At 45.3% G+C, this 26,179-nt stretch carries 23 protein-coding genes; 17 read left to right on the top strand and 6 right to left on the bottom strand.

Annotation, left to right across the window (positions count from 1 at the left end):
* The first annotated feature begins 273 nt into the window (after positions 1-273).
* Positions 274-975, top strand: a complete 702-nt coding sequence (sigK, locus tag ACUUJN_RS18265; protein ID WP_013311218.1) for an RNA polymerase sporulation sigma factor SigK — start codon at positions 274-276, stop codon at positions 973-975.
* Between the two features lie 600 nt (positions 976-1,575).
* Here the strand turns inward: sigK and ACUUJN_RS18260 are convergent.
* Both ACUUJN_RS18260 and ACUUJN_RS18255 read right to left on the bottom strand, forming a co-directional pair.
* Positions 1,576-2,550, bottom strand: a complete 975-nt coding sequence (locus ACUUJN_RS18260; protein ID WP_069080364.1) for an alpha/beta hydrolase — start codon at positions 2,548-2,550, stop codon at positions 1,576-1,578.
* On the bottom strand, positions 2,547-3,176 hold the full coding sequence (locus ACUUJN_RS18255; RefSeq protein WP_023989549.1) for a TetR/AcrR family transcriptional regulator: 630 nt from the start codon (positions 3,174-3,176) through the stop codon (positions 2,547-2,549). Before ACUUJN_RS18255 ends, ACUUJN_RS18260 begins: the two co-directional genes overlap by 4 nt.
* A 570-nt stretch (positions 3,177-3,746) precedes the next feature.
* On the opposite strand from ACUUJN_RS18255, the gene ACUUJN_RS18250 reads away from it, so the two are divergent.
* Entirely contained in the window at positions 3,747-4,208 is a 462-nt protein-coding gene (locus ACUUJN_RS18250; RefSeq protein WP_053325809.1) for a 2-thiouracil desulfurase family protein, read from the top strand.
* A 102-nt stretch (positions 4,209-4,310) separates the two neighbouring features.
* Here the strand turns inward: ACUUJN_RS18250 and ACUUJN_RS18245 are convergent, their stop codons facing one another.
* Positions 4,311-5,060 carry a YdcF family protein gene (locus ACUUJN_RS18245; RefSeq protein ID WP_069080365.1) on the bottom strand — a complete coding sequence of 250 codons (750 nt, stop codon included), beginning with the start codon at positions 5,058-5,060 and terminating at the stop codon, positions 4,311-4,313.
* A 217-nt stretch (positions 5,061-5,277) separates the two neighbouring features.
* Between ACUUJN_RS18245 and ACUUJN_RS18240 the strand changes: the two genes are divergently transcribed.
* The 5 genes from ACUUJN_RS18240 to ACUUJN_RS18220 all read left to right on the top strand — a co-directional run bounded on the left by ACUUJN_RS18240 (position 5,278) and on the right by ACUUJN_RS18220 (position 10,966).
* Positions 5,278-6,165, top strand: coding sequence for a DMT family transporter (locus ACUUJN_RS18240; RefSeq protein ID WP_209942958.1), 888 nt, complete (start codon positions 5,278-5,280; stop codon positions 6,163-6,165).
* Between the two features lie 229 nt (positions 6,166-6,394).
* Complete coding sequence (locus ACUUJN_RS18235; RefSeq protein ID WP_484668775.1) at positions 6,395-7,171, top strand: NAD-dependent epimerase/dehydratase family protein; 777 nt, start codon at positions 6,395-6,397, stop codon at positions 7,169-7,171.
* A 234-nt stretch (positions 7,172-7,405) separates the two neighbouring features.
* On the top strand, positions 7,406-8,401 hold the full coding sequence (locus ACUUJN_RS18230) for an ABC transporter permease (RefSeq protein ID WP_023989544.1): 996 nt from the start codon (positions 7,406-7,408) through the stop codon (positions 8,399-8,401).
* Between the two features lie 18 nt (positions 8,402-8,419).
* Positions 8,420-9,313, top strand: coding sequence for a carbohydrate ABC transporter permease (locus ACUUJN_RS18225; protein ID WP_013311212.1), 894 nt, complete (start codon positions 8,420-8,422; stop codon positions 9,311-9,313).
* 111 nt (positions 9,314-9,424) lie between these two features.
* A complete protein-coding gene (locus ACUUJN_RS18220) occupies positions 9,425-10,966 on the top strand; it encodes an extracellular solute-binding protein (protein WP_023989543.1) in 1,542 nt (513 codons plus the stop codon).
* 125 nt (positions 10,967-11,091) lie between these two features.
* Here the strand turns inward: ACUUJN_RS18220 and ACUUJN_RS18215 are convergent, their stop codons facing one another.
* Positions 11,092-13,353, bottom strand: a complete 2,262-nt coding sequence (locus tag ACUUJN_RS18215) for a helix-turn-helix domain-containing protein (protein ID WP_484668774.1) — start codon at positions 13,351-13,353, stop codon at positions 11,092-11,094.
* A gap of 224 nt (positions 13,354-13,577) precedes the next feature.
* On the bottom strand, positions 13,578-14,291 hold the full coding sequence (exlX, locus tag ACUUJN_RS18210; RefSeq protein WP_484668773.1) for an expansin ExlX: 714 nt from the start codon (positions 14,289-14,291) through the stop codon (positions 13,578-13,580).
* A gap of 423 nt (positions 14,292-14,714) precedes the next feature.
* Between exlX and ACUUJN_RS18205 the strand changes: the two genes are divergently transcribed.
* Positions 14,715-15,431, top strand: a complete 717-nt coding sequence (locus tag ACUUJN_RS18205; RefSeq protein WP_023989540.1) for a metal-dependent hydrolase — start codon at positions 14,715-14,717, stop codon at positions 15,429-15,431.
* Positions 15,432-15,530: 99 nt separating this feature from the next.
* Here ACUUJN_RS18205 and ACUUJN_RS18200 read toward each other — a convergent pair whose 3' ends face one another.
* Positions 15,531-16,610, bottom strand: coding sequence for a M42 family metallopeptidase (locus ACUUJN_RS18200; RefSeq protein ID WP_023989539.1), 1,080 nt, complete (start codon positions 16,608-16,610; stop codon positions 15,531-15,533).
* A gap of 185 nt (positions 16,611-16,795) precedes the next feature.
* Between ACUUJN_RS18200 and spoVAC the strand changes: the two genes are divergently transcribed.
* From spoVAC to aroE, 9 genes are all read left to right on the top strand, one after another.
* Positions 16,796-17,302, top strand: a complete 507-nt coding sequence (gene spoVAC / locus ACUUJN_RS18195; RefSeq protein WP_023989538.1) for a stage V sporulation protein AC — start codon at positions 16,796-16,798, stop codon at positions 17,300-17,302.
* The gene (gene spoVAD / locus ACUUJN_RS18190) at positions 17,299-18,321 is read left to right on the top strand and encodes a stage V sporulation protein AD (protein ID WP_023989537.1); all 1,023 of its coding nucleotides are present in this window, start codon (positions 17,299-17,301) and stop codon (positions 18,319-18,321) included. Before spoVAC ends, spoVAD begins: the two co-directional genes overlap by 4 nt.
* Positions 18,318-18,674 (top strand): stage V sporulation protein AE, encoded by a 357-nt coding sequence (gene spoVAE / locus ACUUJN_RS18185; RefSeq protein ID WP_013311204.1) that lies wholly within the window; start codon positions 18,318-18,320, stop codon positions 18,672-18,674. Before spoVAD ends, spoVAE begins: the two co-directional genes overlap by 4 nt.
* Positions 18,675-18,887: 213 nt before the next feature.
* Positions 18,888-19,847 carry an AAA family ATPase gene (locus ACUUJN_RS18180; protein WP_028540432.1) on the top strand — a complete coding sequence of 320 codons (960 nt, stop codon included), beginning with the start codon at positions 18,888-18,890 and terminating at the stop codon, positions 19,845-19,847.
* 3 nt (positions 19,848-19,850) lie between these two features.
* Positions 19,851-21,098, top strand: a complete 1,248-nt coding sequence (locus tag ACUUJN_RS18175) for a DUF58 domain-containing protein (RefSeq protein ID WP_484668772.1) — start codon at positions 19,851-19,853, stop codon at positions 21,096-21,098.
* Entirely contained in the window at positions 21,095-23,341 is a 2,247-nt protein-coding gene (locus ACUUJN_RS18170; RefSeq protein ID WP_484668771.1) for a transglutaminase TgpA family protein, read from the top strand. The genes ACUUJN_RS18175 and ACUUJN_RS18170 overlap by 4 nt, the downstream gene beginning before the upstream one ends.
* Before the next feature lie 145 nt (positions 23,342-23,486).
* Complete coding sequence (locus tag ACUUJN_RS18165) at positions 23,487-24,017, top strand: YqeG family HAD IIIA-type phosphatase (RefSeq protein ID WP_484668770.1); 531 nt, start codon at positions 23,487-23,489, stop codon at positions 24,015-24,017.
* Positions 24,010-25,137 (top strand): ribosome biogenesis GTPase YqeH, encoded by a 1,128-nt coding sequence (gene yqeH / locus ACUUJN_RS18160; protein ID WP_023989533.1) that lies wholly within the window; start codon positions 24,010-24,012, stop codon positions 25,135-25,137. The genes ACUUJN_RS18165 and yqeH overlap by 8 nt, the downstream gene beginning before the upstream one ends.
* Before the next feature lie 105 nt (positions 25,138-25,242).
* Positions 25,243-26,112 carry a shikimate dehydrogenase gene (gene aroE, locus ACUUJN_RS18155; protein ID WP_053325802.1) on the top strand — a complete coding sequence of 290 codons (870 nt, stop codon included), beginning with the start codon at positions 25,243-25,245 and terminating at the stop codon, positions 26,110-26,112.
* The last annotated feature ends 67 nt before the right edge of the window (positions 26,113-26,179 follow it).

Here is a 26,179-nt window from a genome sequence, read left to right as displayed (position 1 = left end):
TGAAAGAAAATGGGGAAACCAAGTGATGAACAATGTAAAGCTATCCCGGGTTTTCCTCTGGCTATATGGAGTGCGTTGATTTGTGTCGAAGAGATCTCTACGCTTCGAATTAAGTATTGAAGGTTGCTCCAGAAAGATATCCGGCAAATTGTTACGGAGCAGTTTTCGGAGTACAGGCACGGATGGGCACCTGCCTACATACAATAAACAGACCGCAAGCCCGGTAAGTAACAAAGGCCGGTAAGTTCGCAACTACCTCAGGAGGTGTCATCCGTGCCCGGACTATTTAGCGCTATCGCTCTGTTCATCAAGGAATTGACGCTACTCGTTTCCTACGTGAAAAACAACGCCTTTCCGCAGCCATTGACTGAGAAAGAGGAAGCTCGACACCTAAAGCTGTTTGCCGAAGGCAATGCACACTCCCGTAACACACTCATTGAGCATAACCTACGGCTGGTGGCCCATATTGTGAAAAAATTCGATAACACCGGCGAAGATTTGGAGGATCTTATATCCATCGGCACCATCGGACTGATCAAGGCCATTGAAAGCTTTCAGACCGGGAAAGGCACCAAGCTGGCAACATTTGCAGCCCGTTGTATAGAAAATGAAATCCTGATGCATTTGCGATCTCTGAAAAAAACACGCAAAGACGTATCTCTCCACGATCCTATAGGGACTGATAAGGAAGGAAACGAAATTACTTTGATTGATATCCTCGGCACCGAGGCGGACGATATTGTAGATAAAGTACAACTTAAAATCGAGAAGAGTAAAATCTATCGCAACCTGGATATTTTAGATGAGCGTGAAAAAGAAGTGGTGATTGGCCGTTTCGGCCTGGAAGCCGGAGGAGAGGAACGAACACAGCGGGAAATTGCCAGAGAGCTGGGGATTTCGCGTTCGTATGTGTCCCGCATTGAAAAGCGTGCATTAATGAAGCTGTACCATGAATTTTACAAGCAGAAGGGGTAATGGATAAGGAGATATATGAAGCCGCTTGAGGCCCTTAACAGGGCCTTTTTAGGTCTTTTTCATAGTTCAATTACTTGCTTCTTTTCAGAGGCGTGTTTAAATTGCATCCCCCTCTGCCCATCCAATATTCTTATATAAGGCTATCCTATAAAAACAACTGCTCCTTTACGCTGAAAAGCGCTAGGCAATTTTTCTATAAGTGTGGTTACTCGTTCAATAAGCTTTAATTCCCGAATATCTTTAATACTGTCAAGATGGGAAATATCAGATGAACTATTCTTTGTTGCTCATGTAGAGAACGCGTTGTTTTCTAGTTCATTAATTCGATTCCGGGTCTTTGTTCAAATGATCTCTAAAAAGGATCTTCTCCTGACCAGTGAACAGCATACGCTTGTCTTTTTGTTTTTATCAACATGCTCAGTACTCGTACACTGTTTTTTTTCGCTTAAATAATAACTATTTTGCTATGTATTTTCATTTAAAACGCAAATAAAAGCCTGTAGTGTTTTTCTACACTACAGGATAAAAATGCTTGATATATTGGGTATTTTCACTTCATCAGGACAAGCTCCTTCGCTAGTTGGCTCTCTTGGATTGAATTTATTTTCCTACATACTCATCCAAAAAGCGATCTACTCTTTTGAAATATTCAGTGGGGTAATGGTTGATGGCATCGATGTGCTCCGTATTTTGCGGGTACCATACTTCTGCTTTTGGGTTATCTTTTAAGGACTCGTAAATAATTTCTGTATTTTTATAACTAATTTGCTGATCTCCAGTACCATGAATAAGCATAACTGGCTTGTCTTGCATCTTTTTTACCGCATCCATAGGAGATATGGAATCAAGATCAACCTTAAAGGCCCAACTTGCCATCCATGTCGATGTATAACTGAATGGAAACGCAGGTAAACCTGAAAAGAAGGGCAAACCCTCTCTCAGAAATAGACCAGCATTACGAAAAGGACTATCTGCAATTACGGCTTTGATGTCATCATTTTCATTTGCGGCCAGCAAAGTAGTAGCAGCACCCATTGAAAAGCCAATAACTCCAATGTTATCACCCGTATGGTCTCTCGATTTTAAATAGGTTACAGCTCCTAGCAAATCGTATTTTTCATTGAGGCCCAGTGTAATCAAATCACCATCGGATTTACCTTGTGAGCTGAGGTCAAATGCCAATACATTGTAGCCTTTCGGAACGAAATGCTCTACTAACTTTTGGGTCCGCCCTTTGACTAAACGATTGCTCGTATATCCATGGACGACAATAATCGTCTTATTACTTTCTTTACCAGAAAGACCGCTTGCAGGAAAGAAGGAGCCTCTAATCGTATTATCATTTTTCAAACTCTTGAACTCGACCTCTTCGTAGGGAGTTTTATCGATATTCAATCCGTAGCTGACATTAGTGTCTCTAGGATGGTGCAACAAGGTGTCTACTACTTTATAAGATATAAAAAATATAAGAGCCATCACAAGCAAAAGCACGATCCCTAGGCTCCATAAAATTTTCTTTCGTTTTTTTACACGAACGTTAAATGTCAGATCGGGTTGTAATGATGCCTGACTCATTCAGACTCCTCCAGTTTTTCTTTAGGTTGTATGGGTGCGAACAAATAAAAGGCATGCCCCTTCAGATTTTCCCACTCGGGATGATGAATAATACTTTCTGCAAGAGTTAAGCCCACTCCATTTAAGAAAGAGATATAGGCACGAGAGATCATTGCTGGAGAAAAGCTTTTGTTGAATTCTCCCATTAACTGTCCCTTGGCATAGACGCATTCGATCGCATCTGTCATTACCTTTATACTTTCAAGGACCTTCTGTGTAAGTTCAGGGAATCTTATTCGTTGTCCTAAGACAGATTGAACAAGCCGCAATTCATTTATATAGAAGTAGATATGGTTGAATTGTTCTGCCACCATGTTCTTAATCAATACGCCCGGCGTCTCCTCTTGTTGTAGACAAGCAAGCGATTTCGCCTGAATATCAGCAAGCGGCTCAAGAACAGCGGCGTAGTATAAAGCTTCTTTGCTAGGGAAATATTGAAAAATGGTTCCAGGAGTCACTCCTACACTCTGCGCAATGATTGCCGTTGTGGTATTAGAATATCCACTTTCTGCGAACAGGACAACAGCTTCTTCTAGGATACGTTTACGCCGCTCCAGTCTTTTTTCTTCATTGATGGGTCTTGCCAAATGTATTCCCCTTTCTCTAAACTAAACTTTTATTAATTAAATGATTGATCATTTAATTAATAATATATCTTAAATTACGACTTATAGCAAGAGTGAATTTATCTTACTTACGAGCAGGGTGAACCTCAACAATAAAAATAAGCCGTAGTGCTGCCCAACATGCGCCTCCGGCTTGTTTTTATCAGGTTATTTTGGATGAGTACACGTTCCGCCTTCCTTAAATTTGATAAACCAGTGAAGATTTGGAGGACCTCATATCCTTCGGTACCATCGGACTGATCAAGGCCATTGAAAGTCAAACAGAAGGGATAAATGACAAAGGAGATACGTTGAACTCCCGCAGTATTTGAAGGCCCTAATCAGGGCCTTTTTTCATTACTTGTATTTCGAACAGAATTCAAAAGGGTATGGGTAGAGCGCAGGATCATGATTATGACATCAGCTGGACGAATAACCTTACGGAACGCGGACGTAGTGGCGAGTCTAAATTTTCGCACGATGACTCTACGAGAAAATTTGTTTATACTTTAACTACTTAATAGTGAATGCAATGGATATGAGGTGGAACTAATGATTCTGGTAAGTTCGTGTTTGGCGGGCATGAAGGTACGATATAACGGGACGGATAGCCTGGATGTACATATTCAGAAGTTGGTAGAGGAAAAGAAGGCTATGACAATCTGTCCTGAGCTTTTGGGGGGCTTTGTGACTCCGAGAGAGCCTGCTGAGATTGTTGGAGGGACAGGGGAGGATGTGCTGAACGGCACAGCCAAGGTGGTCGAGTTTTCAGGCAACGATGTCAGCGATATGTACATTAGAGGTGCGTACGAAGCCCTGAATATAGCCAGAGAGGTTAACGCAACATTTGTTGTTTTAAAAGAAAATAGCCCGTCCTGCGGATCAGCAGCAATATATAATGGGTCATTCGAAAACCGTAAAATAGCAGGTAACGGGGTAACCTCGGCTTTGTTAAAAAAGGAAGGCTTTAAGGTCATATCGGAAGAACAAATATCGGATATTTTCTTGGATTAAATATGAAATGGTAGATCAAGCGCCTTGCTAGCTTACAGGCTTATACCTGCGAGCGCAAGACGCTTGTTTGTGCTGTGTGCCGCTATACAATTAGACATCACATTATTTAAGCTTTAATGCAAGAATTCCTAGGTATTCCTTGAGGGCTGTTCCGGTTGTAGACATGGCCCCAGCAGACGGCGAGAGCTTGCCAGCATACAGTGCCAGCTTTTCACTTGCCAGATAGTCGGTAGGATAAGCTATGACCTGCATGCCTGCACGCTGAAATTCCAGTGCAGCACGTGGCATATGGAAAGCGGAGGTCACCAGAACAGGTCTAGTGAGTTGATATTTCCCCAAAATTTGCGATGTATATACGGCATTTTGCTGTGTGTTCAAAGAACGGTTTTCGATCAGGATGTCCTTTGCCGGAATACCGAGTCCTAGTAGCTGCCTTTGCGCAATATTTGCTTCATTACCACTGTCTCCAAACACTTGCCCGCCGGAGAAAAGAATGGGTAAGCCTGTTGCTTCGTGCAGTCGGGCCGCAGTGAGCAGTCGATTAGCCGCAGATCCTAGCAGATTGCCTTGTCCATTGATGTCGGGGGTTCCCTGTGTGGCTCCGCCCCCAAGTACGACAATGACATCGCCTTGAACGGTACGGGGTTGTGGGTACTGTTTTTCCAGGCTACTGATTAACAAATCTCCAGCCAGATTGGTCGAGGAAACATACAGCAGCAATGTGACAAGAAGCAGTACGACCGCAGGTATACGTGCCCTTTTCCATAGCCAGATCACGAGCCCTGCCATCACCAGGATGAACAAACCGGGAGGGAGCACAAAGCTGTACAAAAATTTGATGATATAAATCAAGTGCAGACAACCTCCTATCCTTATAAGCTTTATCTATCTTTTTGGTATATTGTAACATAGGAAAATGACTGGATTCCTCTGTCCGAAGACATACCTCGATGAACAAGCGGGCATGAAAGGTGGAGCTTTCCAATACATATTTTTTGTTTGATAAAGTTGTTCTGTAGGCGTAGTATATAAAGTCTAGTGATTTTTTTCATAGAGGAGCGATAGCGTCATGGGAGAGTTAACGACAGCCAAGCGGATGATGATGATCGCGCTACTGGTTGTATTATGGGGCATTTCTTGGCCCATTTATAAAGTGGCATTGGAATTCACACCTCCATTGTTGTTTGCAGGGCTACGTACACTGCTGGGCGGTCTGCTGTTGGGAGTGATTTTAGTACCGAGATGGAATCGCATTCGTTGGAAAGAAAATTGGCGGGTGTATGCTATTTCAGGTATTTTTAACGTGGTACTGTTTTATGGCCTGCAAACAGTGGGACTGATGTACGTCCCCTCCGGCTTGTTTTCTGTACTGGTATATCTCCAGCCTGTGTTGGTCGGTATTTTTGCATGGATGTGGCTAGGGGAAGCGATGTCCAGACTCAAGGTGATTGGATTGATCATCGGATTTTTGGGCGTTGCAGCTGTCAGTGTGGGCGGATTTTCAGGGCATGTGGCTGTGGCAGGTGTAATCATCGCCATTATTACAGCCGTGAGCTGGGCATTGGGAACGGTATATGTGAAAAAGGTAAACCAGCGTGTGGATTCGCTGTGGCTGGTTGCATTCCAATGTACACTGGGAGGCATCGTGCTGACGGGAGCTGGAACGGTGACGGAAAACTGGTCGGATATCGTATGGAATGTCCCGTATGTGTCAGGGCTGATATTCGGCACGGTGTTGGGAATTTCACTTTCCTGGTTGCTGTATTTCACACTTGTTAATTCAGGGGATGCGAGTAAGGTTGCGTCTTATACGTTTTTGGTGCCTGTGATCTCGGTGTTTGTCAGCTCGTTGGTGCTGGGCGAAGCGATTACGGCTTTCCTGCTTATCGGGTTAATCTTAATCGGGCTTAGCATTTATTTGGTTAATCGCAGAGCGAGAGTAGTACGACAAGCTTGAGCGTAGTAGTTGAAACCAAGAGATTGAAAGATAGAACTTGAAACTATAGTAACAACAAGGGACTCTTGCACAGTAGCAGGGTCCCTTTTTATATGCCGACAGGAGACACAGCAACGTGGGCTTTGACCTGCCTAATTCGAGAGTTTAAGGGGTTTCCTCCCTGGGGAGTTGGTTAAGATTATGATATGGATGACAGCATACAACCAAGCAAAGAAGGGAGATGCGGACGATGGCACGAAAATTGTTGATTACAGGTGCAGCAGGTACAATTGGGAAAGTATTGTATGAAGGGCTAAAAGCGGAAGGTAAATATGAAATAACCGCCGCTGATGTGAAGAGGGATGAAGAGGCAGGGATTGTGGAAATGGATATACATGATGCTGCACGACTGGATGAGCTTACACGCGGAGTGGATACGGTACTGCATTTTGCATGGATCAAGGATGAAGGGGATTTCCTCGGCAAAGTGTTGTCTGGCAATGTTAGTGGAGCCTACAAGCTGTATGAAGCTGCGGTGAAAAATGGGGTGAAACGCATTGTTTTTGCCAGTTCCAATCATGCCACAGGGTTTTATAAAGTAGGAGAAAGCATAGATGTAGAAGATCCCTACCGACCAGACAGTTTTTATGGATTGAGTAAGTGCTACATTGAACTGTTAGGACGGCTGTATGCCGATCAGGGCAAAATATCTTCAATGAATATCCGTATCGGAAATTTTCCTGGAGATGATCGGCCCCATTCGGAGCGCGCCGCTCATATTTGGATCTCCGAGCGCGATATGATCCGTCTGACTGTCTGCTGTATCGAAGCTCGTCCGGAGATGAGCTATCTTAATTTGTACGGTACGTCAGCCAATACGGATAATTATTATGACATTGGCTACTTGGAAGAACTAATCGGATATAAGCCGCAGGATAATGCCGCTGAGCTGCTGGAGCAGGCAAAGAAAATCGGATTTTGGGTAAAACAGGATGAAACCACATTCCAGGGTGGGCAAAAGGAGTAGATTAGATCGTTCAAATATGCTTTATGAATAGGCTTAAGGCGTCGATTAGACGCCTCATATTACACAAAACTTCACAAATATCCGAATTGTTCACTCCTCAGGACACTCCTTTGTTCATGAAGCATGAGAGGCTTCACTTTTCATTTTGAATGCGCTTACATAAAATATAGTTATACGGCGGCGGTGCTACAAACTTTGCTGTCGGTAACGTATACAGAGGGGGAGTGACTCACATTGAATCAGCCTATGCCCAAAAATTCTGCAATGCTTACAACGGATTCCCGCCTGAACGGTAAGAGGCTGGGAACGGGTAGAAAACACGGGTTCTTCTATGAACTGTTCCGCAATCGGGTATTATTTTTGATGTTGTTGCCCACTTTAATTTTTTTCTTCATTAATTCCTACATTCCTATGGTGGGTATTTATTATGCATTTACCCAGTTCGACTTTAATACCAGCCTGTTTGATGCCAAGTTCGTCGGACTCCAAAATTTTCGCTTTCTATGGCAATCCGGCACGCTGACAAAACTGACATTGAATACGGTCGGATACAATGCAGCGTTTATTTTACTCGGTAACGTGCTAGCGATTGTTCTCGCTATTTTGCTGAATGAGCTGAGAGGCCGCTACTTTAAAAAGATCGCTCAATCCGTGATGTTCCTGCCTTATTTTGTTTCTTTCGTTATTCTAAGTGTTATCGTGTATAACATATTTAATTATGATAATGGTTTCCTGAATACGCTGCTGCTGCAATTTGGTGGTGAACGCGTGGATGTATACAACAAACCATGGGTATGGATTTTCCTGATTATCCTGTTCTATTTATGGAAAAATCTCGGCTACAGTATGGTGATCTATCTAGCAGCGATTACAGGTATCAGTGACGAATATTATGAGGCAGCTAAAATGGATGGGGCCAACATTTTTCAACGAATCTGGTACATTACCGTTCCTATGCTCAAATCGACATTCGTTGTGCTGCTGTTGTTTGCGCTTGGTAGTATTATGAAAGGACAATTTGATCTTTTCTATCAGTTAATCGGAAACAATGGGGTGCTGTACAATACGACGGATATTTTGGACACTTATGTGTACCGTTCGCTGAAAGTAACTTTTGATGTGGGGATGGCTTCGGCGGCAGGCGTATACCAATCATTGTTCGGCTTTGTACTGATCATGACCGTGAACTATATCATCCGCAAGTTGAACGACGAGTATGCCTTATTCTAGAAAGGAGGACCCAAACGGATGGCGATCAAAGAGGATGTATACACTCGAATTTTTAAAATTATCTCTTATGTAATTATCATTATTGCTTCCATTGCTTGTTTACTCCCGTTTCTACTTATTATTTCGGCTTCACTGACCAGTAATGAATCGATTATCAGGGATGGATATCACTTTATACCACAGCAATTCTCACTGGAAGGTTACCGGACGGTGTTCACCTTTCCTGAAGAGGTGTTAAGGGCATACGGGGTGACGATTTTTACCACGGTTGTAGGTACGACGTTGGGCCTGTTCCTGATGACGATGGCAGGATATGTGCTGGCACGCAAAGATTTTAAATACCGTAATGCGTTTTCATTCTATATTTACTTTACGACGCTGTTCGGAGGCGGTTTGGTACCTTGGTACATTATGCTGACGAAGTATTTAGGATTGCTTGATACGTATACAGTGCTTATTTTCCCGGGATTGATGACTCCGTTTCTGATCATTTTAATGAAAAACTTCATTCGTTCCTCCATGCCGGAAGAGCTGTTCGAGTCCGCTAAAATTGACGGTGCGGGTGATTTTAAAATTTACTATCGAATTGTGTTGCCTTTATCTACACCGGGTATTGCCACTGTGGGACTGTTTCTGGCCTTGGCTTACTGGAATGACTGGTTCTCATCCTCACTCTTTATTAACGATCCGCATAAATACCAGTTGCAATATTATCTGTATAATGTAATTAACTCCATGCAATTTATCGCTCAAATGGGTGCAGGTACTGGCGTAACCCTTTCCAACGATATGCCGACAGAGTCGACCAAAATGGCAATGGCTATCGTGGTTACCGGACCTATTTTGCTGCTGTACCCGTTCGTACAGCGCTATTTTGTTAAGGGATTGACCATTGGTGCGGTAAAAGGCTAAAGTGGCACTCAAGGACTGTGATGGCATGACGTGCTGACGTTGTGCCATCTAAATAGCACTCTTTGTAAGCGTTTTATTTAATCAGACTACCATTTCAAAGGGAGGATTCACATGACATTCACAAAGAAAAGAAAACAACGCATGTCCATCCTGATTGCAGTAATGGTCATCACGGCGCTATTAGCCGGATGTGGAGGAGGTAGTGGAAACAGCGCTCAAAAAGCAAATGGAGAGGATGATAAATCCCAGAAAGTACAGCTGCAATTTTATATGCTGGGGGATGCTCCTAAGGACTTGCCTACCATTGAGACAGAGATCAATAAGTTGGCGGAAAAAGATCTGAATGCCACCGTCAAATTTAACTATACGACGTGGACAGACTGGGATCAAAAATATAAGCTGTTATTGTCTTCGGGTCAGCCTATCGACCTGATCTTCACTGCAGATTGGACGCAGTATCAGGCCTATGCCAAAAAGGGCGCATTCCTGCCGCTAGACGATCTGCTGCCTAAGGCTGCACCTGCCTTGCAAAAATTTGTGCCTCAGGACATGTGGGATGGAGTTAAAATCGGAGGCAAAATTTATACGGTGCCTGGCACGTATAAAGAATATGTCACAAACGGTTTTGTATGGCGTGAGGATTTACGTGAGAAGTACAATTTGCCTAAACCGACAGATATGAAAAGTTATGAGGCTTATATGGATGGGATACGTCAGCATGAGCCAAATATGAAAACCGTATCTCTGAACAGCGATATTAAGGGAAATCTGCATGATCGATATACCGAATTAGTAACGAAGAGTGTGGGCACACTGCCTTACGGTATCGGTATTAAATACGAAAAACCAACAGAGGTATATAAATTTTGGGGCTCGGATGAACAAAAGGAAGAGCTGAACACTTACAAACGCTGGGCCGATAAAGGATTCATTCCCAAAAACGTATTAAACGTAAAAGATACGCTTCAGGATCAAGTGACTTCTGGTAAAGCAGCGAGTATTTTCGGTGACAATCCAACCCGGTTTAATGATATGGTCATTAAGCTCAAAGCATCTCACCCGGACTGGAAGCTCGAGTACTACCCATTCCCTTTGACGACAGGTTATGCAACTCCAGTGCATCCGATTCATAACGGCTTTGCGATTCCAAAAAGCAGCCCGAATCCAGCGCGCGCATTGGCCTTTTATGAAAAGCTGGTGACGGACAAACGCTATAACCTGCTCACGCAATATGGTATTGAAGGCAAAAACTACGAAGTCAAAGATGGTTACTACCAAATGATAGGTAGCGGCAGTACTAATGGATTTTCACGCGAAGGTATGAATAGTTGGGCTTGGCGTAACCCGGAATACATGCTGTTTGATTCTGGCTTTGACCGTGTGAAGAAAATTTTTGCCGAGCTGGATAAAATCCAGAAGCCTGACCTGTTTACCGGCTTTGCAGAAGACTACACGACATATCAAGCAGAAAAAGCAGCTCTAGAACAGGTTGAGAAGCAATATCTGTATCCACTCCAAGCTGGACTGATCGACAATGTAGATCAAGGCTTGCAGACCTTCTTGCAAAAGGCAAACCAAGCTGGTTTGGAGAAAATTCAAACCGAATATACAAAACAATGGGAAGCCTATGTAAAGGAGAAGGGGATTAAATAAAACATAAAGAATTGTGATAAAGAAAAAAGCAAGTCTCCAGAAAGTTGGAGGCTTGCTTTTTTAATGTCAGTCTATTTTTTGGGAGCAATGTTCCGTTCTCGGAGCAGGCGTGTAGAGCAGTTTACTTATTGCGCATTTGCTTTAGAACGGCGAAAATCTGTCGGTGTTACACCCAAGCTACGTTTGAACATACGATGGAAATAAGAGCTACTCGCAAATCCGGTTTGTTCTGCTACGTCAGCTACGGACCAGTCGGTCTGTTCCAGCAGCTCACAGGCCTTGCGAATACGAAGTTGTTGGATGACGTCCACGATAGTTGACATGGTCTGTTGCTTATATAGCCTACTGACATAGATCGGCGACATATCCAGTTCTTCCGCAATCTGATTGAGACAAAAATTGGGATCCGTATAGGCTTGCTCCATTCGTTCATTAATTTGCCGTACCAGTCGTTCCTGCTTCGTGTTTCGTTTTTCCGATAGACTGGAGCGAATATGATCAAAGACCAATTGATAATGATCAATAAGATTCTCAGCGGTCTCTAACCGATCAGCGGATGGTAATTCAGATTTAGATTCTATAGCAAATCCATTGAGCTCACTGATATGCCGAACAGCATTATTTACACTCATGATGAGCCGGGATATCGCCACTTGAACAGAGGAAAAAGGATATTTTTCCATATGCATCAATAATTCTTTGAACATACTGTGTGCATCCTCCGTATGACCAGACAGTAGCATATCTAGCATTTTTTTCTCTTTATCGGCTGGATATACGTAAGTATTTTGGATATCCTCCTCTGTAGTGTTTTGCGCATTAATAATGCATCTGTGCCCCTGAAAAAATCGGTGCATAGATGCGTCTTGTACTTGGCGGTACAGCAGATGCAGCCGTTCTGGTTGACTCGTGATGGCACTGTAAGTTAATGAAACACTCAGCTTCAAATATTCAAAGCAAGCTTCACGTATTTGGCGTAATAAGGTTTCTAGCAGTACAGTGTCTGTATGTTCTGCGGGATCGAGAATGTTAAGCATCAGCAGTACACTGTCCTCATCCATATCAACGGTCTCCACCTGGTACGTCTGTCCGCATATTTCAGAAGCAATGTTCATGATTGCAAACTTATAGGGTAGCAGATCAGGTCCACGTTCGCTTTGCCATCGGGTATATTCATCTATGCGCAGCAGCACAAGGCGGTAGTCTTTGTCAAACTGGAACGTAATCCCAAGCTCGCGCAATCGTTCCGGTTCTTCACCGGTAGGAAGATTTCGGATTCCCCGGATCACATTTTTTAAAATGTTTTGCCGGATCGTGTACATACTGTTTCGTTTCTCTGATTCCAGTGAATTCATATGCACAACAATTTGGCCAATAGGCGTATACAGCATTTTGGACAGCAGCCACGAAGCCACGAATCCTGCCAATGCAATGATGGCGGCTATCAGTAACATCGCATTACGAATAACACTTGCCATTTTGATAACGCTTTCATACGGTGTGACACTAATATACTGCCAACCTAGTCCATCCGGAGAGGTGTAGGAAATGAGTGATCTTTTACCATGAAAGTCTTCTACAAAATAGCCTGTTTCTTGTTTTTTGACTCTCGTGTGCAGCCATAGCTGTTCTTTTTCGTTCAAAGTTTCGTCTGTCAATGTTGTACCAGACAACAGTCTGCCCTGATCGTCTAAAATATAAGCGGTCCCGCCTGAGATTGGATTCGCCGCCATTTCCTTGTTCATCCAGGCCGCCGACACATTCACAATCACAGCCGAATTTATCGCTTCGTTCGAGTTAATTGCGTCATAACATAAATACGTATAGGCTGCGATATCTGGGCTTGCTTGCTCTACTTCAGCTCTGGAGTCTGAGGCAGACAGCAGTGGATACGTGCGTGGAATAGGCGTAAAGGGTTTATAGTCCTGATAATGATCCAGCACGCGAATGATATCTGTATCAGCCAGTTCATGTTTGCTGAATAACCCGTTTTGACCTTGTGAGGATGCAATGTAGAAGGTGCCGCTTTTAGGGTTAAACACGTAGATGGATTCGATATACGGCATGGAGTTAAGATAATTGTTCAATTCGGTCATGGCAGCGGTTACATCATATACATTAGGTTTTGGATAATACAACAACTTGGACAGGGTACTGCTGCGATACATTTGGAATGCCAACGATTGAGCAATAGATGTCATGTTAATAACCTCTCTGCTTCTCAACGTCAAGCTGTTGTGATTAGCCTCGAATGCCTGCTCCTTTTCCACGCGAATATAGTAAAAATAATACACAGTGGTGGATACCAGCAACGTTAGCGTAATACATAACGTAATGCTGACCAGCAATTTGCTGTGAAGCTTGTGATGCTTTTTGAAATTGCTCATATGAACAGGCCTCCTGTCTGTGTGCACGTAGCTGTAAAGTACACCCTATTTATGTATTCATTATACGTGTGATCTTGTGAACAGGACAGTGAACAAACCGATTCTTTGTGAAAAATAATAATTTTTTCGTAAAAAGGCCAGGAACACTTATACGCATTGGATTGCGTCGGTTCCCGGCCGGGTTTGTCTATTCAAATAAAAGAAGAAAGATGACGGTACTACAATTAGTCAGGAAATTGAACGTTACCTTTAACGATATAGGCTCCGCCTGTACCATTTTCCGCTAGAGCTGGGATTGTATCGTTCAGCACGACACCACGAATGTCCGTAATCCGTATTTTCAGAGGTTGTTTTCCTAAGTTAGTACCTAGAAAGTGGTTGTAATCCTGTTTTTCGAGATTGAGCCATTGTCCGTTTTGTTGGACTTCCATCTTCAAGACCGGATATTTATGATTGCGTACTTGAATGGCTGCCCACCATTGGCTGCTGCCTTCTTTAATGCGGTAGGAGACATTGCCGTTAACCGGAGCTTTGACAACTTTCCATGAAATATTGATTTTTCCGTCTATTTGATTTCCAATCAGGTTGAACGCGTTTGGGGACAGATCGAGCGCGCCACTTGGACCTTCAGGGTAAAGATCAGTTACATATACGGTTGTTGTCCCTTTGGGACCTTGAACTTCCAAATAGGCTCCAGCTAATGCAGCTTTGATTCCGTTATAATTCAGTTGTGTGCGGTTAAGCGCTGTAATTTTGGCATCCGAAGGGATGGGATCAAGCAGTAATGCCCCTCCAGAGTAACCTGATCCCGTATATGTGGCGTACCCCGTGTATGTATCATTCCAAGCAGCCGAAGCGGGAAGGGCGAATAATACAAGACTTAGCAACGATGTCAGACCGATGGTTTTGAACTTTCGGAAAGTCGATTTTTTTTGCATAATCATTTCCTCCTTATTCATTTAATAGATTCATATAGTAAATATAAACACTATATTACCTAATATTTCAAATTATACAATAGGACTTTGAGGCAAAAAGAAAATATTGAAGATGTTTGTCAACATACTCATAGGCCATATGTCTTGTTGAACTGTGCTCTTTTTCGCAGAAGGTTTGCAGGGCAGCCGCGATAAGGTCAGGAAGATGTAGCCTTATAACAGAGGGCAGGGCTGACTGGAGAGTAAGCACAGAGGAGGGGTTTAATAATGGGGACGAAACTAGGACTTTTGAATGAAGTCTTTTAAATAGAATAAGCGAACTATTGTTCTCCTTTTGTTTGTCGTATACAATCGAATCATGCTGATTCAAATGGAGTGATGTTGAACTCTGTTGTATGCTGCAACGAAAGGATGTTTTGCACCATGATGGGAAGAGCCCATTTGATTATTGGAACCGGGGTCTCCCTGTCGGTATTAGCTCTAAGTGGATACGAAGTGACCCCGGCTGCCGTGGCAGCTGCTGCGGTCGGTTCACTGTTGCCGGATATTGACGAGCCTAACTCCATGCTCGTGAGCCGAGCGCTACCAACCAAAATGCTTAGGCTCGTACAGCTTCTAATGATTGGGGCTGCTGGTTGGGTATTTTTCACCCGTTTGGCTCCACCGCCATGGAATCTTGTGTTGGCTTTGCTGATGATCAGTGCTTCTTTTATGCCTTCACGATCCATGCGCAAGGTTATTATCTTTTTAATTGGTATCGGCCTAGCCTGGTATGGAGAATCATATGCACCTTGGAATTATATCGCCGGGTGTCTGCTGATCATTTGTACGTTAGTCCCACACCGGGGGCTGACACATACGGTATACGGGACAGTCGCATGGACTGCGCTGCTTTATGGTACGACACGTTTGCACGGTGACAGCATATGGTTGGCTGGAGGTATGGCGTACTTGCTGCATTTACTGGCAGATTCCTTGACGAATAATGGAATTAAACCTTTGCCGCCGTTTAAATGGAAGCTGCGATTTAAATTGATGAGTACTGGAACCCGGAAGGGAGCTAAGGTAGAAAACGTCTGCGTTGCTTTAACTGCTGTACTTGTAGTGATTGCTTTGCTTCGTTATAAGCATTTGATTTGATATGTTCTATCTTTTGTTTCTATTAAATTAAAAAAACAGTCAATGCACGTTGTACGTGTCTTGACTGTTTTTTTATAGATTGCGATTCTCTGTTACACCTTAGGCTCGTTCAATAATGGTATTCAGCGTTGTACGATCCAGATTTTGAACCAGCTTGATGATCAGCTCTTTGGCTGCATCATAATCATCAGTGTGAATAATGGACGAGGAAGTATGGATGTATCGTCCACAGATGCCTATGACGGTGGATGGCACGCCAATTCCGCTCAAGTGCACTTGACCTGCATCGGTTCCCCCTGTGGAGATGAAATATTGATACTTGATTTTGTGAGTTTCCGCCATGTCTTGCACGTATTCCACAATCCCGCGATGTGTAATCATACCCGGATCAAATACCCGCAGCAGTGCGCCTTTACCGAGGTGCCCGTAAGCATTCGGGTCGCCGCCCATATCGTTAGCCGCACTGCAATCCAGTGCAAAGAATATATCCGGCTGAATCAGATTGGCCGCTGTGCGTGCACCACGCAGTCCCACTTCCTCTTGAACAGTGGCCCCCGCATACAATGTATTGGGAAGCTTTTCTTTTTCTTTATGTAACGCTTCAAGTAGTTCAATAGCCAAGCCTACACCGTAGCGGTTATCCCACGCTTTAGCCATGATTTTTTTAGGATTTGCCAGTGGAGTGAAATCACAGATCGGCGCAATGGCCGTTCCTGGTACGATCCCCAGATCTTGCGCTTCTTGTCTGCTGTCTACGCCGATATCCAGATACATATGCTTGATGTCCATAGGTTTGCTGCGTTGCGATTCATCCAGCAAATGAGGCGAGACAGAGCCAACTACACCGATAACTGGGCCTTTTGGAGTTAATACTTGAAGACGTTGTGACATAATGGCTTGGCTCCACCAGCCTCCAACCGGCTGAAAACGAATCATTCCATTTTCCGTAATACCATTCACGATAAAACCGACTTCATCCAGATGGCCTGCCACCATTACTCGTGGTCCACTCTCTTGGCCGCGAAGCACCCCAAAAAGACTCCCCAATCGATCTTGCACGATTTCATCGGTATAACCGGATATCCGTTCCTTAACCCATGCCCGCAACTCACGCTCATGTCCAGGAATGGAAGGAAACTCCGTTAAGGTTTTAAACAATTCCAATGTTTTTGATTCCATGATGTATACCTCACTCCTTATTAATTAACCAGTGGTCGTCATGTATTCAGTATGAATGGATTTGTATCGAATGTCCACGATATCATTTTCCTGACATAACATTTCTCCAAAAAGCTCATAATGAAAAAGACCCAAGCAATTCGAACCGCCAAGCGCGAAAACTTACAGACAAGGGGTGGTGAATGATGCCAGCTAAATCAGGGCAGCGCGGTTTTCGTACCAATACGTCGCCGCTGTCCATAAATGAGAAGGACTATCAGAATATTTCACAAAAGCATGAACCCTCGAGAAAAGTATTTGCCAATTGTGTGCGCGCTTTTCTGGTTGGAGGCGGGATATGTGTGATTGGACAGGCGATTCAAGAGGCTTTTATGGCAGGAATGCACATATCAGCCAAGGAGGCCGCCCCGCCAACCTCATCCATGATGATCTTGCTGGCGGTCATATTAACCTGTATCGGGGTTTACGATAAGGTTGCCCAATGGGCGGGCGCGGGAACCGCTGTGCCAATTACAGGCTTTGCTAACTCCATGTGTTCGGCTGCATTGGAATATCGTTCTGAGGGACTGGTGCTCGGAGTGGGCGCGAATATGTTCAAGCTGGCAGGCTCAGTTATCGTATTCGGGGTGGTGGCCGCATTTATCGTAGGCGTTATATATGCCATCCTTGGTGTGGGAGGCAATCACTTATGAGAAGACAGGGAGGACAAACCTGGAAGTTTGAATCAAGACCGCGCATCATTGGAAGTGCCACCGTTGTGGGCCCGGATGAAGGAGAGGGACCGTTATCCACAGATTTTGATTATATTTATGACAATATAGAAATCAACGAGAAAACGTGGGAAAAAGCGGAACGTAGATTGATTGAGCATTCTACAGAGCTGGCGCTAATTAATGCCAATTTGAACAAAGAAGAAGTACAGTTTTTTATTAGTGGTGATCTGATGAATCAGATTATCAGTAGCTCCTTCTCGGCTAGCAAGCTGGCCATTCCCTATTTGGGTGTTTTTGGAGCCTGCTCAACATCAATGGAAAGCTTAGCCTTAGCCGCACTTATTGTGGACTCAGAGGCCGGTGACTACGTGATGGCGGGTACGACCAGCCATAACTGTACTGTAGAAAAACAATTCCGCTATCCTAATGAATACGGATCACAGAAGCCCCCTACGGCTCAGTATACTGTTACCGGTTCCGGCGCCGCAATTGTAGGACATGCCAAGTCAGGGACGGTGGTGGATTGTGCTACCATTGGACGTGTAATGGATATGGGCATTAAAGACCCCTTTAATATGGGCGGAGCCATGGCTCCAGCGGCTGCGGATACGCTGTTGTCTCATTTTCGAGATACTGGCCGTGACCCTGGTTACTATGATCTCATTGTAACGGGCGATTTAGCCTCAGTGGGGCTACCGATTGCCAAGGAGCTGCTCAAAAAAGATGGATTCGATATGAATCAGACGGAATTTAATGATTGCGGTTTACTGATTTACGATATCAATAAGCAAAAGAAAGTCATTGCAGGAGGCAGTGGTTGTGGCTGCTCGGCTGTTGTAACCTACGGGCATTTGTTGAAGCGGATCGAAAAAGGAGAGCTGCAAAAGGTACTGGTCGTGGCGACCGGAGCGTTATTATCTCCTTTGACTACACAGCAGGGTGAAAGCATTCCTTGTGTTGCACATGCTGTAGCTTTTGAAGCGGGAGGAACGGTATGATATTTCTATGGGCTTTTTTAGTGGGTGGTGCCATTTGTGTCGTAGGCCAGTTGATGATGGATGTGTTCAAAATGACGCCGGCACATACGATGAGTACGTTGGTAGTTGCAGGTGCAATTGCTGATGCTGTTGGGATATACGATCCGCTTATTAAATTTGCAGGGGCGGGTGCGACCATTCCAATTACCAGTTTTGGTAACTCACTTGTACACGGCGCATTAACCGAATTGGAGAAGGACGGATGGTTGGGTGTCATTACAGGGATCTTTAGTCTGACAAGTGCAGGAATTTCCTCTGCGATTATTTTCTCTTTTCTGGCATGCTTGTTTGTTCGTCCAAAAGGAAGCATATAAAAGCAGCGTACTTTAGAAATGACATAAAAATAAATGATTATATACATGTGCCCTTCGGATCTAATGACCGAAGGGTTTTTAATTGTTCTGCACATGAAAGATCGAAAGAAGGATGGAGTTTGAATAATACGGGCAGGGGGTTAAGTGTACTCTGTGCCCGCCTTCATGTACAATAATAGGAAACATGTTGCTATCTAGGAGGTTTACAGAGCTATGCCCGTACGTCAAGAATCTGTGCAGATTGTATCTGCAATCCGTTCTAATCTGGAATCATGTATATTAGGTAAATCCTTTGAAATAAAATTACTGCTTACGGCTATGCTGGCGGGTGGACACATTCTGATCGAGGACGTTCCGGGTACGGGGAAAACGCAAATGATCAAGGCGCTTGCCAAATCCATGCGCGGTGATTACCGCCGTGTTCAATGTAATCCTGATATTCTCCCGAGTGATATTACAGGGGTATCCATATTTCATCCACGGGACGAGCGTTTTTATTTCCGTCCGGGTCCTGTGATGACTAATATTTTGCTGGCGGACGAAATTAACCGAGCGACGACGAAAACCCAGTCGGCTCTGCTGGAGGTTATGGAGGAACGCAGTGTGACAGTGGATGGGGACACTCATATGTTGCCTCATCCTTTTATGCTGTGTGCGACACAAAATCCGATTGATTTTGAAGGCACTTATATGCTGCCGGAAGCACAGTTAGATCGTTTTATGCTCAAAATCAGCTTGGGTTATCCTGACATGGAGACGGAGCGAAACATGCTGCTTCATCATCAGGCAGGCCAGCCAGCAGACCGTCTGGAGGCTGTAGCTCATATGGAGCAGGTTGCTGACATCCAGCAGGAAATTAGAGGAATTTATATGGACGAAGCAGTGACGTCCTATTTACTTGATATCGTGCGTGCGACAAGAGAACATCCATCCGTGCTGCTGGGAGCTAGCCCCCGGGCGGCGCTTGCTTTTGTAATGGCTGCGAAGGCATACGCTTTTCTGGACAACCGTGACTATGTGCTGCCTGATGATGTGAAGGCGCTGGCACCTTATGTGCTAACGCATCGTTTGTTGCTGCGTCCCGAGGCGCGTCTGGACAGTTCCAATGCCCAGTCCGTGCTCCAAGCTGTCCTTCGGCAGGTTCATGTACCCGTACGAATGGAGCGTCCTTAGGGAATGAATATGGTCAAAAGGAAGCGCAGGCTTCCCCGGCTGTCAGGCCGCATCTGGCTTCTGGTGGTCATATGGGTGGTGTGCCTGCTATATTTGTTGTTTCAGGGCGGCAAGACGTCGGTCATGCTGTTGTCTATGGTTACGCTGTTAATCGTTTATTTATGGATCGTTGGTCTGAGTGGAGTTCGCCGTGTGCAAGGCTCCCGGCAGCTTTCGCAAGGCTCGGAGTTTGGAGAACTGCTGCATGCGGGAGATCAGGTGCATGTAAAGCTGAGCCTCAGCATTCCTGGTTTTCTTCCGTTACCCTATGTCATTGTCCGTGAGGTCCTCAAGCGGCATACAGGTGAATCCTGGTCGTTTGAGGACAGTGTCATTCCTAGTCTAAAAGGGGGCGGTCAGCTTACATTTCAGACTCCCGCTTTAGAGCGAGGAAGCTACCACTTTGAGGAAACTGAATGTGTGAGTGAGGACATCTTCGGTCTGTTGGAGCACAAAGGCAGCTTGAACGCACGCGGTGAATTTCGGGTGCTGCCCCGAACGGTATTCATTCCGTATTGGCAGATGAATGACCGTCGCTCAAGGATGTCTGGACCGCAGACCGTTCAAACTCGAACGCGGCGTGAAACGACACAAATTAACGGTGTACGGGACTATGTATATGGAGATCGGTTTTCGCGCATCCATTGGAATGCGACGGCTCGTACAGGTAGCTGGAAATCCAAGGAATTTGAGCATGAGACCGTTCCAAAAACGATGCTTGTGCTGGACGTAAACATGAAGCATTATGTAAACGCCGAACAGTTTGAGCTAGCTGTATCCTCTACCGCTTCATTGCTGGAATATGGTGGACGGGAGCGAATGGGGGTTGGATTGTGCACAGCTGGAGAAAAAGGCACTGTCTTTCAGCCAAGTGAGCAGACAATGGAACGACAACGAATGATGCATCACTTGGTAGACATACACACAACTTCACAAGGTAGTTTGAAATCCGCTGTAGAAAGCAGTGTACGCCAGTTTCCGCAAGGCTGTTATTTTATACTGATTAGTCCGCTCAAGGATTATCAGGCGATGGAGCTTCTTCGTTGGGCCGATACCCGGGGGATGACTCCGTGCCACGTCTATATCGGAGAAGGTTCTGCTGAGGGAGAAGCTGAAAAATGGATGAGCATGCTTCGTGCAAGGGGAATCAAGGGCTACGATGTTGAGAGCCTTGAAGAGCTCCCGGCTGTAATGGGGGGAGGGACACTATGAAGAGCTGGTTACAATCGTTAAAGGGTTCCTGGGCCCCCGCTTTTACATTTTTATGGATTATTATTATTGCCATGCAATGGGTTTCTTTTGCTTCCGAATTATGGCTGGAAGAGACAAGAGCACTTGTACTGATGACCATTACAATGCTGGCTCTGGTGAAGATTGTACTACCATTTCGTCCTTGGATTGAATTTATTGTTAAGGCGGCGGCGCTGTTTTTTATTTTGTATCGGACATTGGTGTCTTACTCCATCATTATCCCCTTCGGAGGGGTAGCCAATCGCCTGGACCAATTTATATCCAATATGTCTCCTTATATTTGGTTTTCCCTCATCGCTTGGCTAGTTATTGAAATGGTGCCGCTCATCGTTACAACGAAACAGCGGATTCTTGTTTTTGTGGGTATTAATATCGCCGCGCTGGCAGTGCTTGATTCCTTTACGCCAACTGTGCTGTGGGAGGAGGTTGCCTGGATCGTCTTTGCTGGTATGGGTTGGCTAGTGACACAGCATCTGCAGTATTTTCGGCAGCATTATCCTCAAGGGTGGAAGCATATTCGACGCTATCCATATAAAATAGCAGCCAATATTGCGGTCATTTTTGCGCTCATTATTATGGCTGGTGTCAATATGCCCGAGGTACAGCCAGCTTTGACGGATCCCTATACAGCGTGGACCCAGAGAAATAGCTCAACCACCGCCGGGATTAGCAATGGATCTGGGGCACTGAATCAGCGGATGAACACCGCATCAGGTTATAGTCGCCAGGATAATCGGTTAGGTGGAGGTTTTAATTTTGATTATTCTCCTGTCATGACCATCACGACCACTCAACGAAGCTATTGGCGGGGGGAAACGAAACGAACCTATTCCGGTACAGGCTGGAGTGATGGGGGCAACGATGATCAAACGCTAAATGATGTTCCAATGACCGCAGAGCTTGAAAACACACAAGAAACGCGGCATTCGACTGAGCAGGTCGTTCAGACCATTACGATGCAAAATGACCAGAGCTATCCTGTTCTGTTTGGTGCCTATTCGGTGCAGCGTGTTCAATCGGTGGACAGAGATTCACGGGCAGACGGGTTACGTTGGAACCCGGAACAGGCGGAACTGCTTTGGAATCCATCCTCCCGAAGAACTGCTTATCCTAAAACGTATACTCTGGTATCACATGTCCCTGTGATCCCTGAGAAAGAGCTACGCACAAAAACTTTTAATGAGTTGTACGGAAAAAACAAACAGGATGCCTATCTACAAATTCCAGATGAGTTGCCACAGCGGGTTCGTGATTTGGCTCAGAACGTAACGTCAACGGCGAAAACGCCGTATGAAAAAGTCGGATTACTACAGCAGTATTTGCAGCAAAATTATGCATATACGAACAACCCGGACCTCTCACGGAAAAGAAGCAGAGATTTTGTGGATGCCTTTCTGTTTGAGATTCGGGAGGGCTATTGCGATTATTATTCCACCTCATTAGTCATGATGGCTCGCTCTGTTGGGGTTCCAGCCCGTTGGGTTAAAGGGTATGCACCTGGTCAGCAGACGTTTTCAGATGATGCAACAACGGGCGAAGGTGACGAAAATATGTCCTCTTACTCCGTGACAAATGCGGATGCTCATTCCTGGGCGGAAGTATATTTAGGTGAATACGGTTGGGTTCCTGTAGAAGCTACGCCTGGCTTTGATATGCCGCTGCTTACGGAACAGGAGGATTCAAAGACTCCAGAAGCCCCAGAGGTTAAAGATCAGCCTGAACCAGAACAGCCTGAGCAGAACCCGCAGACTGATCCGGAGGAAGGTTCAAAGATTCATCCTGTAATCATAGGTTCTGCTGCTGCAATTCTGCTGCTGTGGGCTGCTTATATCGTCTGGCGTAATCGGGCAGACATTCACTTTTACCTGCTGCGTTTACGCAGAGGTAAGCCGCTGACCCCGGATGAAAAGGTGGTCGTCGAAACTGAGCACTGGTTAAGGTACATGCGAAGAAAGGGATTTGTCCGCGCCAGTCACGAGACGCTGAGGGAATCAGTTGATAGATGGTCGCTAGAAGTACCGGAACAAGCTTCTATTTTACATCAGTTGCTTGGACGATTTGAACAAGCGCGTTATAGTCCCTCATCCGTAACCGCAGAAGATTGGCATATGGTTCGCCAGCAAGCCTCTCTGTTACACAAAGAAGGATGGATAAAACGATGGGCTGGACGAAGAGCTGCGACGGATCAGAAGGATCAAGACTAGTCTATTTTTGATTAGGTTCAAACGCCGTCTATTTTAATCTTTAGCTATATATTTAGTGAAAAAGCTGTCCGTTTGTTGCGGATAGCTTTTTACTAAGCCATAGTAATATGGTATAGTTTGTCGTATGAAACTGAGGTGACCGACGTTGTTTGAAATGCTGATGCCCAAATTACGGGTGAATACCGTCTTTGATATTGATCTTGAAGGCTTGTATGCTCAAGGATATCGCGGCATTATTACGGATCTAGATAACACGCTGGTCGGTGCAAAAGCGTCGAATGCGACTCCCGAGCTGGTGGCCTGGTTTGAGAAGGTCAAACAGGCGGGTTTTAAGCTTGTCATCGTGTCTAACAACAATATGGACCGTGTATCCGTGTTTGCTACGCCTTTGGACATTGAATTTATACATGCCGCACGGAAGCCCTCCAACTCGTCTTTTCGTAGAGCCATCCGTATGATGGGGCTGACTCCGGAAGAGACTATTATGGTCGGGGACCAAATGTTGACGGACGTATTGGGAGGCAACCGACTGGGATTGCATACGGTGTTGGTGCTACCGATATCCATTCATGATGAAGGAGTCATGACCCGATTTAATCGGCGGTTGGAGCGAATCGCGCTCACAAGGTTACGTAAGAAAGGCTTATGGCTTGAGGAGGAAAAGAAGAATGACTGAAAGACCTGACGGCGGCACTGCCGTCAAATGTAGTGGTTGCGGTATCACCGTGCAGACCACTAGCCCGGAGCTTCCGGGATATATTCCTGAAAAATTGCTTACTCGCGAACCTGTCATCTGTCAGCGTTGCTTCCGGATCAAAAACTATAATGAGACGTCTTCAGTGACGGTGGATCAAGATGAGTTCTTGAAGCTGCTCAGTCAAATTGGTGACAAGAATGCGCTCGTCATCCACATTGTAGATATTTTTGATTTTGAAGGTAGCTTGATTTCCGGTTTGCAACGCTTTGTAGGCTCCAATCCGGTTATACTGGCTGTGAACAAGACCGATTTGCTGCCTAAGGTAACGAATTGGAACAAGGTGCGTAACTGGGTACAAAAGCAAGCGAAGGAGCAAGGACTACGCACAGAAGAAATCGTACTGTGCTCAGCTAAGAAAAATCAGGGCTTTGACCGTCTGTTGGATGTGGTATCTGAGCTCCGTGGTAACCGCGATGTATATGTGGTCGGAGCGACAAATGTGGGTAAATCCACGCTCATTAACCGCTTGATTCGTGATTATAGCGATATGGAGCAGGAACTTACAACGTCCCGTTACCCGGGGACTACACTCGATATGGTGAATATTCCGCTCGACGACGGCAAGCACATTATTGATACTCCGGGTATTGTATACCCTTGGCGATTCAGTGAGATTGTCTCCCGTCAGGACTTGAGTGCTATTATGCCGGACAAGCCGCTGAAGCCTGCTGCGTATCAGCTTGATGCCGGACAAACATTGTTTTTCGGCGGTATGGCTCGATTTGATTTTGTGGAGGGTCAGCACCAATCATTTACCTGCTACATTAACGGTGGTCTTAAAATACATCGCACGAAGCTGGAGCGGGCTGATCAGTTGTTCGCTGATCATGCCGGGGAATTGTTATCTCCGCCAACACGCGATCAATTGGCAGAAATGCCGGAATGGACAAGACATGAGTTCCGCGTTCCACGCAAATCTCCATCGGACATCTACATTTCCGGTTTGGGATGGATCAGAGTGAATAGCGAGAACGGAGCTCTGGTTGCGGTTCATGCTCCTCGGGGAGTCCGTGTGCTTTTGCGGCCTGCGTTGATATAACGTTGCTGTAACCATGTTATAGGGCGGCAAGGAACAGGTACTGGTTCCTGCCGCCATTCATGTATTTGTGCGGCCTAATATTTTGCAATATGGGGGAGAGCAACGATGAACAGCGGGGAGTCTGAAGCGACCGAACAAGGTCTTGTACTATTGGGCGTATTGGGTGATCCGATCAAGCACTCCAAATCGCCTCTTATGCATAAAATAGCTTTACAGGCAGCGGGGATTGAAGGAGATTTTGTACCTCTTCATGTCAAACCGGATCAGCTGGAAGATGCCATGAAGGGGATTCGCGCTATGCATTTCCGCGGAGTCAATGTGACGATTCCCCATAAAGTCGAGGTTATGAAATATCTGGATGAGATTGATGAAGGGGCCAGACTCATTGGCGCTGTCAATACGATAGTGAACGACAATGGACGGCTCAAGGGCTATAACACGGACGGAATTGGCTACGTACGTTCCCTCAAAGAAGAGACTTCTGTCGATTTGAAGGGCGCAAGAATTGCTGTTCTTGGAGCCGGAGGGGCTGCTCGTGGCGTAATTCATGCTCTATTGGAGGAGCAACCGGAATCGGTTATTATTTTGAACCGAACACGTGACAAAGCTGAGCAACTGGCATTAGAGTGGACGACGGAGGCGATCCCAGTGAGGGGTTATTCTAACGAGGATGCCAAGAGCGTGCTCGCCACAGTGAATGTGTTGATTAACACAACCTCGGTGGGAATGTCCCCTTTATCGGATGAACTTCCACTGGAAACGAGCTTGATTCCGGAGGGAATCATTGTGAGTGATTTGATCTACAATCCGCTGGAAACGAGACTTTTACGGGAAAGCCGTGAACAGCGCGGCTGCACTGTACATGGGGGCTTGGGCATGTTCGTGTACCAGGGGGCTGTGGCTTTTGAGTATTTTACAGGGGTTGTCCCTGCTGTAGAGCAAATGAGAGTGGCTGTGCTGAGTAGCCTGTCGTAAGTAAGATTGTACATTAAAATTATGGAAATGCTGCATTGCATATGTGGCGACGAAGGGGTTAAATATA

Source organism: Paenibacillus sp. LRG-1 (genome assembly GCF_057220305.1).
The sequence above is the reverse complement of the archived record's forward strand: the minus strand, read 5'-3'. Positions and strand labels throughout refer to the sequence as shown.

What these genes read in the sequence shown, in the direction of transcription:
- ACUUJN_RS18215 (WP_484668774.1), bottom strand. Translation starts at nt 13,353, where the DNA reads ATGAGCAATTTCAAAAAGCATCACAAGCTTCACAGCAAATTGCTGGTC.
- ACUUJN_RS18170 (WP_484668771.1), top strand. Translation starts at nt 21,095, where the DNA reads ATGAAGAGCTGGTTACAATCGTTAAAGGGTTCCTGGGCCCCCGCTTTT.
- ACUUJN_RS18200 (WP_023989539.1), bottom strand. Translation starts at nt 16,610, where the DNA reads ATGGAATCAAAAACATTGGAATTGTTTAAAACCTTAACGGAGTTTCCT.
- ACUUJN_RS18175 (WP_484668772.1), top strand. Translation starts at nt 19,851, where the DNA reads ATGAATATGGTCAAAAGGAAGCGCAGGCTTCCCCGGCTGTCAGGCCGC.
- aroE (WP_053325802.1), top strand. Translation starts at nt 25,243, where the DNA reads ATGAACAGCGGGGAGTCTGAAGCGACCGAACAAGGTCTTGTACTATTG.
- ACUUJN_RS18240 (WP_209942958.1), top strand. Translation starts at nt 5,278, where the DNA reads ATGGGAGAGTTAACGACAGCCAAGCGGATGATGATGATCGCGCTACTG.
- yqeH (WP_023989533.1), top strand. Translation starts at nt 24,010, where the DNA reads ATGACTGAAAGACCTGACGGCGGCACTGCCGTCAAATGTAGTGGTTGC.
- ACUUJN_RS18220 (WP_023989543.1), top strand. Translation starts at nt 9,425, where the DNA reads ATGACATTCACAAAGAAAAGAAAACAACGCATGTCCATCCTGATTGCA.
- ACUUJN_RS18180 (WP_028540432.1), top strand. Translation starts at nt 18,888, where the DNA reads ATGCCCGTACGTCAAGAATCTGTGCAGATTGTATCTGCAATCCGTTCT.
- ACUUJN_RS18225 (WP_013311212.1), top strand. Translation starts at nt 8,420, where the DNA reads ATGGCGATCAAAGAGGATGTATACACTCGAATTTTTAAAATTATCTCT.
- ACUUJN_RS18250 (WP_053325809.1), top strand. Translation starts at nt 3,747, where the DNA reads ATGATTCTGGTAAGTTCGTGTTTGGCGGGCATGAAGGTACGATATAAC.
- spoVAE (WP_013311204.1), top strand. Translation starts at nt 18,318, where the DNA reads ATGATATTTCTATGGGCTTTTTTAGTGGGTGGTGCCATTTGTGTCGTA.
- spoVAC (WP_023989538.1), top strand. Translation starts at nt 16,796, where the DNA reads ATGCCAGCTAAATCAGGGCAGCGCGGTTTTCGTACCAATACGTCGCCG.
- exlX (WP_484668773.1), bottom strand. Translation starts at nt 14,291, where the DNA reads ATGCAAAAAAAATCGACTTTCCGAAAGTTCAAAACCATCGGTCTGACA.
- ACUUJN_RS18260 (WP_069080364.1), bottom strand. Translation starts at nt 2,550, where the DNA reads ATGAGTCAGGCATCATTACAACCCGATCTGACATTTAACGTTCGTGTA.
- ACUUJN_RS18205 (WP_023989540.1), top strand. Translation starts at nt 14,715, where the DNA reads ATGATGGGAAGAGCCCATTTGATTATTGGAACCGGGGTCTCCCTGTCG.
- ACUUJN_RS18235 (WP_484668775.1), top strand. Translation starts at nt 6,395, where the DNA reads ATGGCACGAAAATTGTTGATTACAGGTGCAGCAGGTACAATTGGGAAA.
- spoVAD (WP_023989537.1), top strand. Translation starts at nt 17,299, where the DNA reads ATGAGAAGACAGGGAGGACAAACCTGGAAGTTTGAATCAAGACCGCGC.